The following is a 3,528-nucleotide window of genomic DNA, read 5'->3' as shown; positions in this document are numbered from 1 at the left end:
TCTGACTCTACTTAACATAAGAGGGACTTATTGAGAGAAAGAAGTGTTCTGAAATTTAAGAAAGATGTTCTTTTAAAATATCTTTTATTCCTTCCATAGCTTCGTTGTTTGCTTTTTCTTGTTTGTTTTTGGTTAAAGAGTGTATCCAATCAGGAACTAAGATGCTAGAGCAACGAATGTTATTAAAAATGTAATCTTGTATATTTCGTAACGTCCATTTGGAATCTATATTGTCTAAAGTCTGTATTGACTTATCAATTTTAGAAAGTAATGATTTCTCATTTTTTTGTAAAGTTCCAAACCCAATATAAAGATTTATACATTTAACTATTAGAGGAAGTAAAACAATTACAGCCTTATTTAAAGCCGGTAAATATCTATTTTCTAGAAAAATGAAAAATAAACAAACTACAAATAGTAGAAAAAGTAAACTGCCTAATGAATACCTGCATATCTTATGAAGCTCAATGTTCCAACTAACATTACTTCTTTGGCATATCAGGATATTTAAGTTTTCTGAATCCATTTTAGGATTATTGTACCAATCTTTATAATGCATATGCTTATTTTTTTGCGAATTTTTGTTAATAAGTTCAATATTTGGCTTTTCTCCTGCCAATATTTCATTCCAAGGTAAACCAAAAATTTTTATGTCAAACAGTTCTTGAATTTTTGCAGCTTGTTTTATTTTATGCTTTTCGTATTGAGCTAATATAATTGATAATACAGTAACAATAATTACTGTATTATCAATAATATTCTGATTTTTAACCCAAAACTTTAGCAGTATAGGAATAACATCTAAAATAAGCCCTGTGTATCCTATAAATTTTGTTCTTGAATAAAGATGACCCTGTGCAGTCAACAATTTAAGTGAGTATTCAGTATTCTGTTTGTTTATATTAAATTTGCTACCCATAATTAGTTATTTTGATGCCCGAAAAAGTCTACCCATTTAGTTTCTGCTTGCTCATCTAAACCCTGCTTTTCTAATTTGTTGGCGTTTTCTATTACGTTATAGTAGTCTTTTGCTTTAATTGAAATAGAAGCCTGAGTTGAGTAATTTAAAATATTTAAATCACCTTGGAAATTTTTTCTGTCATACACAGGATTTTGAATCTCAGTCGAAAGATATAAAAGAAATTTTTCTATAAAGACACGTTGACTATCACATTCTTTTTCAGTACTATCTATAAAGTCTAAAATCATGGTTTCTAACATATATGAATTAAGTTGGGATACCGAATTATGTCCCTCTCTCCAATACTTAAGAATTCTGATTGTTTCTCTTAGATTAATTAAAGAACTTTTTTGATAACTTTCTAAATTTTCACGATCTATGCGTGGATCCGTTTTTTCCCAGTTTCCTTTACCATTTGGTATTAAATAATAATAATAACCTGCATCATTTTCAATAGTTCTAAAGCCAGGAACTATATCAAACCCCCAATCATAACTTGATAGCTCTAATCTTAATGCTTGCTGATTGCGGTTAATATCTGCGTTTTGATATTGTGGTATGTCTTTTAACAAAGATTTTAATTGTTCTATAACTTTAATAGAACTAAGCCCATGATCACCTTCTAGTTTTCTCAATTTATCAGCAGCAGTAGGGACATATATATATTGTTCATTCCAATTATCGGAACCTAAATTGGCTGTACTTCCCATTGCTGAAAAAATTATCATTTGATCAATATCATTTAATGGTTTTATTTGTGTCTTACGAGCGTATGACCCCATTTTCAATGTGAATTCCTCACTTGAATAAAGGTCAATAGCATTTTCGCTCTTACTTAGTGATTTAATTTGGTTAATTAGCCAGTCCCTACTTGTTTTTGCGTCACTATTTTTTTTGCTTTTTATGTTTATATTTTTTGAAACATAATCATTAAACCAATTATCTATACTCATAAGAAGTCCCCCTATAATTAAAAACTTTAAAACAACAATCCNTACGGTCTGTTTTGGTACTTTCAACCTTTAGAGCGAATTCAAAGAAGATGAATACTGGAAATAAGCTGCTGTTATTGGGACCATTGCAAAATTTTAAGCTAGAGTCAGAGACCAAAAAGTATTTTTTTAGCTCAGAAAATTGGAATCACGCCCTTACGCGCTCTGTTAAAAGATAAAAAAGAGCGTCAATTGCCAGCAACGGTTACCTTGATCCGTGTGGCTAAGGCAGAACATGTTTTTCAGAATTTAACACAAGAAGAAGCCGAAAAAGCAAATACTTTAGCCAAAGTCGATATTATCTAACATTTTTTCGGTGCTAACCTGATCTAATCCTAATAAGCGAGCGTCATAGCTTCACTGCTATGGTTTAAGAGGTGCATGACCAGTCCAATATTGTAGTTAGACTGGACATAGACACGGTAAGCGCCGGTTTTGCACATGGTGTGAGTGCCTAAATAGTTCAAACCTAAGAGGTCACCCATTTTATGCATTATTTTATAAAATTTTTTTCTGTGATGTGTTTTTCGGGGTGCTGCAGGGACGGAAAGAGCCAAGGCGAGACTAAATTTGCTTGTTGCAACCAGCTCTGATAAGCCAAAAGATTACCCGTGACCGGTTTTAAGTATAAATGATTTGCTTTGCCCGTCCTTTGATCGTGGAGAAAGGCGTTCCGCTGCACATTTCCCTGCTCATCAAAGCAATCTCTCCCCCGTTTCAGTCTTAGAATGTCGCTGACACGCAACAAAGTTGCTTTGCCAACTTGGAAAATGGTGTAATTATGAACCACAGCCTTAAAATCTTCTTGTAAGCACCGTTGGACTTGGGTCAAAACATTCGAATCCTTGATCGGTAACACTTTTTGTTCCATAAAAAAGCGCCTCCTTTTTTAACTAAAAGCAGGGGGCACTTTTTATATCATTTTACCATTTTTTGCCCCTTGATTTTTAGCTTACCATTAAAGGTTGTTATTGCAATGTTTCTGAGGGCCCACTACTACAAAATAGTCCCTGGGATTCTCTTGTTGTTGAATGCTTTATTTGATTAGGCTTTAACTCTGTATAGAATTCTGTTTCTTATCCAAAATAAAAAAACAAGACCACAGCTGTTAAGTTATGACCTGCTAGTTAGTACAGCCGCTTTTAATTAAACTTTTCTAAGTGATATAATTGTTCATCATCAAGAATACTATTATCATTTTTAAAAGAATAACCCATTTTTTGGTAAAAACCTAAACCGGTAATTGAAGCAGGAATTTCAATGCGCTTGGCTCTTGCAAAATATTCGTCCTATTCTAATACTTGAATAAGTTGCTTACCAATTCCTTGTCCTTGATACCTAGGTGATACAAAAATGTTAAACAAGCTACTTTCATCATTTTTACCCCAATATGCACCAATCGAACCAACTGCAATAATCTTGTTTACAAAATCATCAATAAATACATAACAGTGAAAATATTTTGCTTTCTCTATAAAATCTTGAGCAGTAAGATTTTTTAAATCATTGTCTAAATATTCTTTAGAATAATCCTTTATATTGGTCCCGAATTGTCAAATCAAGTGCAACATACCT

General features: G+C 32.4%; 1 protein-coding gene and 2 pseudogenes. All 3 read right to left on the bottom strand.

Going from position 1 to position 3,528, the window contains the following annotated elements; genetic code table 11:
- Positions 1 to 55: 55 nt before the first annotated feature.
- The gene (locus tag FC65_RS09590; RefSeq protein ID WP_056972505.1) at positions 56 to 919 is read right to left on the bottom strand and encodes an S-4TM family putative pore-forming effector; all 864 of its coding nucleotides are present in this window, start codon (positions 917 to 919) and stop codon (positions 56 to 58) included.
- A gap of 1,316 nt (positions 920 to 2,235) precedes the next feature.
- Positions 2,236 to 2,824: pseudogene (locus FC65_RS09580) on the bottom strand (tyrosine-type recombinase/integrase).
- A gap of 271 nt (positions 2,825 to 3,095) precedes the next feature.
- Positions 3,096 to 3,497 (bottom strand): annotated as a pseudogene (locus FC65_RS12935) (GNAT family N-acetyltransferase); the annotation flags it as partial.
- Positions 3,498 to 3,528: the final 31 nt, after the last annotated feature.

Source organism: Ligilactobacillus acidipiscis DSM 15836 (genome assembly GCF_001435755.1).
Lineage (GTDB): Bacteria > Bacillota > Bacilli > Lactobacillales > Lactobacillaceae > Ligilactobacillus > Ligilactobacillus acidipiscis.
This window is presented reverse-complemented; position numbering and strand designations above follow the sequence as displayed.

Bases quoted from the DNA above. Each gene is read 5' to 3' on its own strand.
- FC65_RS09590 (WP_056972505.1), bottom strand. From the start codon at position 919: ATGGGTAGCAAATTTAATATAAACAAACAGAATACTGAATACTCACTT.